The 2,514-nt window shown below is 46.3% G+C and carries 4 protein-coding genes and 1 pseudogene; 3 read left to right on the forward strand and 2 right to left on the reverse strand.

What is annotated here, in order from left to right; translation table 11 throughout:
• Positions 1 to 171: 171 nt before the first annotated feature.
• Both B3N33_RS05045 and B3N33_RS05050 read right to left on the reverse strand, forming a co-directional pair.
• Positions 172 to 384 carry a hypothetical protein gene (locus B3N33_RS05045; protein ID WP_099831032.1) on the reverse strand — a complete coding sequence of 71 codons (213 nt, stop codon included), beginning with the start codon at positions 382 to 384 and terminating at the stop codon, positions 172 to 174.
• Between the two features lie 324 nt (positions 385 to 708).
• Positions 709 to 1,032, reverse strand: a complete 324-nt coding sequence (locus tag B3N33_RS05050) for a hypothetical protein (protein WP_292592364.1) — start codon at positions 1,030 to 1,032, stop codon at positions 709 to 711.
• Positions 1,033 to 1,192: 160 nt separating this feature from the next.
• Between B3N33_RS05050 and B3N33_RS05055 the strand changes: the two genes are divergently transcribed.
• From B3N33_RS05055 to B3N33_RS05065, 3 genes and pseudogenes are all read left to right on the forward strand, one after another.
• On the forward strand, positions 1,193 to 1,390 hold the full coding sequence (locus B3N33_RS05055) for a DUF6485 family protein (protein WP_349680347.1): 198 nt from the start codon (positions 1,193 to 1,195) through the stop codon (positions 1,388 to 1,390).
• Positions 1,391 to 1,505: 115 nt separating this feature from the next.
• Positions 1,506 to 2,120 carry a carboxymuconolactone decarboxylase family protein gene (locus B3N33_RS05060; protein WP_292592366.1) on the forward strand — a complete coding sequence of 205 codons (615 nt, stop codon included), beginning with the start codon at positions 1,506 to 1,508 and terminating at the stop codon, positions 2,118 to 2,120.
• Positions 2,121 to 2,289: 169 nt separating this feature from the next.
• Positions 2,290 to 2,514: pseudogene (locus tag B3N33_RS05065) on the forward strand (bifunctional metallophosphatase/5'-nucleotidase); the annotation flags it as partial.

Here is a 2,514-nt window from a genome sequence, read left to right on the forward strand (position 1 = left end):
TAAACCTTAGAGTTTGCTTAGAAACGTAGCTCTAATAGCGCCAGCGGGTGAAGTTGATGTAGTGGATGAATTCCTACGGGGTAAGAATCGACCCGGGAAGATCCCTTACTCAAAGCGAAAGGGACCGTAATGAGCCGGTCCCTTTCAAGACCAATCTTCAAGAAGACCCAATTAAGAGAGCTCCGCAAAGACTATCTCGTCCTCATTTGAGTCAAGCTTTCCGTAACCCGGGCCGTTTCCATTGCAGGAGTCGTTAGGAGCACCGTAACCCGCATCGTCGTCAGGGCCATCTGGAATCCCGTCTCCCGGTCCACTGCCGTTGATTGAAAGAGCAATTCCAAAAGCAAGGAGAAAGAAAAGCACAATTGCGGTTAGTCGTTTCACCATCATCCCTCCGTTTTGCTCAAGTGATTAGATCTTATTGTTTTACTCATTAAAGAGTGATTAAAAACTGATGTATAGGTTTACTACACTCCGTCTTCTCATCTAGACTTCTAGATTAGCAATTTGCCGGGAATCTCATTGACTTATGTTAGTCTATACTCCCTATGGTCGAGCAATACAAACTTTCTTCGACTTTGCATGTCTCTCTATCCAGCAACAAAACTAATCCTCTTGAACTCCCATCTGAGAAAAGGCCGCCGCTTACCCGGTATTAAAGTAGCGGCGGCTGGACTAGGGGTAAACAGGGGTACAAGTGTGGTACTCTCATTCGGAGACGGACTCTCCAACTCCAAAGATATTCTTGAAAGCGTTCTGGATCTTCATGAGCAATCTATTCATCAAGCGAACAAGCAAAGGCTCTGAACTTTCCGCTTCTTCCTCCAGGTTTTCCAGTTGCAACGATGTGCTGCCTCCCGAATCAACTTTACCGGCTCCGGGACCTTCTCCCTTTCCTGTTCCCGGAGATCCAAACCCTGCCCCGGGTTTCTGTCCATCGGGAATGCCGTCGCCGGGGCCCTTGCCATTATTTGCCAGGGCCAGACCGAAGAACAGTGAAACAAATAGGACAATCAGTATGGCTTTTCTCATAATCGTCACCCCCTTGTATTTGTACTCAGATCCTAGAACATCCGTGATTAAAAAGACATTAATGAAGAAAGACCTTTACGACTGCCAGACATGTTGGCTCAGTCGATACAGACGAATCTGATACAATCGGAAATGAACTGAAAAAAGGGAGGTGCTGATTTTGGAGTGTGAAGTCGACAGAAATCTCGAGAAATGCAACTGCACTTATTCCGGCTGTCCCAGAAAGGGCAAGTGCTGCGAGTGCATAGCTTATCACCGAAAGAACGGAGAGCTGCCTGCATGCTACTTCACAGATGAACAGGAGAAGACCTGGGACAGAAGCATAGAGTATTTCGTGAGAATTAACAGCAAGAGATGATCTTGAAAGCCGGTCTGATTTCCTCGATCAACTCCGCACTACCGAGAAGTGCTAAAATAGAATGATTTTAAATTACATATTCTCGAGTTTTATCGGGATTTTCCTGGAGGAAGAATTGACTCAAGAGTTTTATAAGCGCTTCTTTTCATTGAAAGAGTCATATTGGATTCTCTTCAACGGCATCAGAACGGTGGGCCACATGTCACGATCAAAGCGGAACGGAGAGCTGAGTACAGAGCTAATCGAAAAGGTTATGCTCACCGTTACCGAAATAAATGGATGCGAAGTTTGTTCGGTCTTCCACAACAAAGTTGCCGAAAAAGAGGGAATCAAAGAAGAAGATATCCAGATGCTTTTCGTCACCGAAGTTGAAGAACTTCCACAAGATGAAGCTCCTGCCATTCTCTTCGCCAGGGGGTATGCAACTTCTTCCGGCAAACCATCTGAGCACTCATGGAAGAGTCTCATCCAGAGTTATGGGGAATCCAAGGCCAAGGGCATATTGGGCGCAGTTAGAACGATAATGATGGGCAACAGCTTCGGCATAGCCTGGGGAGCCCTCTCAAATAGGATCAAAGGTAGACCCGTTAAAGGTAGCAGTCTCTGGTACGAGATCAGTATGCTTCTCTCTTTCATCTTCTTCATCCCTGTGGCCTCGGTACACGCCCTGCTCGCCAGTCTTTTCAAAAAGCCCATAATAGCCTTCCAAGCACAAGAGGCCGCTGCTTAGACCGTGGCTGCTGATAGGTTGGTAAGAGCAAGAACAGANNACAGAAGTGATGCTGCCTCCGGTGATGCTCTTCGACACCTATTCTTTAAGGCAACACATCCATTCAAAGGAATTTGATTGGTGCTGGCAGTGTTAGAATTTGGTTGAATACCACGAGGAGGTGTTGGCAGTGAAGAAAGCTAAATTCTTTGTTCTGGTCGTTCTGCTTCTTTCAATCCTTTCGTTTTCAACTACCATCAAGATATATCTAGTAACCGATTATCATTCCCACGCAATTCCCTTCTATTCTGAAGGGCGACACGGGTTCGGGGGAATCGCCAAGATAATCGCTTTTCTGAAAGACAAGACTGGTGACGAAGACACTCTGGTCTTTGGCGGCGGAGACATGATAAAC

Source organism: Mesotoga sp. UBA5825, from assembly GCF_002432955.1.
GTDB lineage: Bacteria > Thermotogota > Thermotogae > Petrotogales > Kosmotogaceae > Mesotoga.

Excerpts from the sequence above, each read along its gene's own strand:
- B3N33_RS05050 (WP_292592364.1), bottom strand. The coding sequence starts at position 1,032 with ATGAGAAAAGCCATACTGATTGTCCTATTTGTTTCACTGTTCTTCGGT.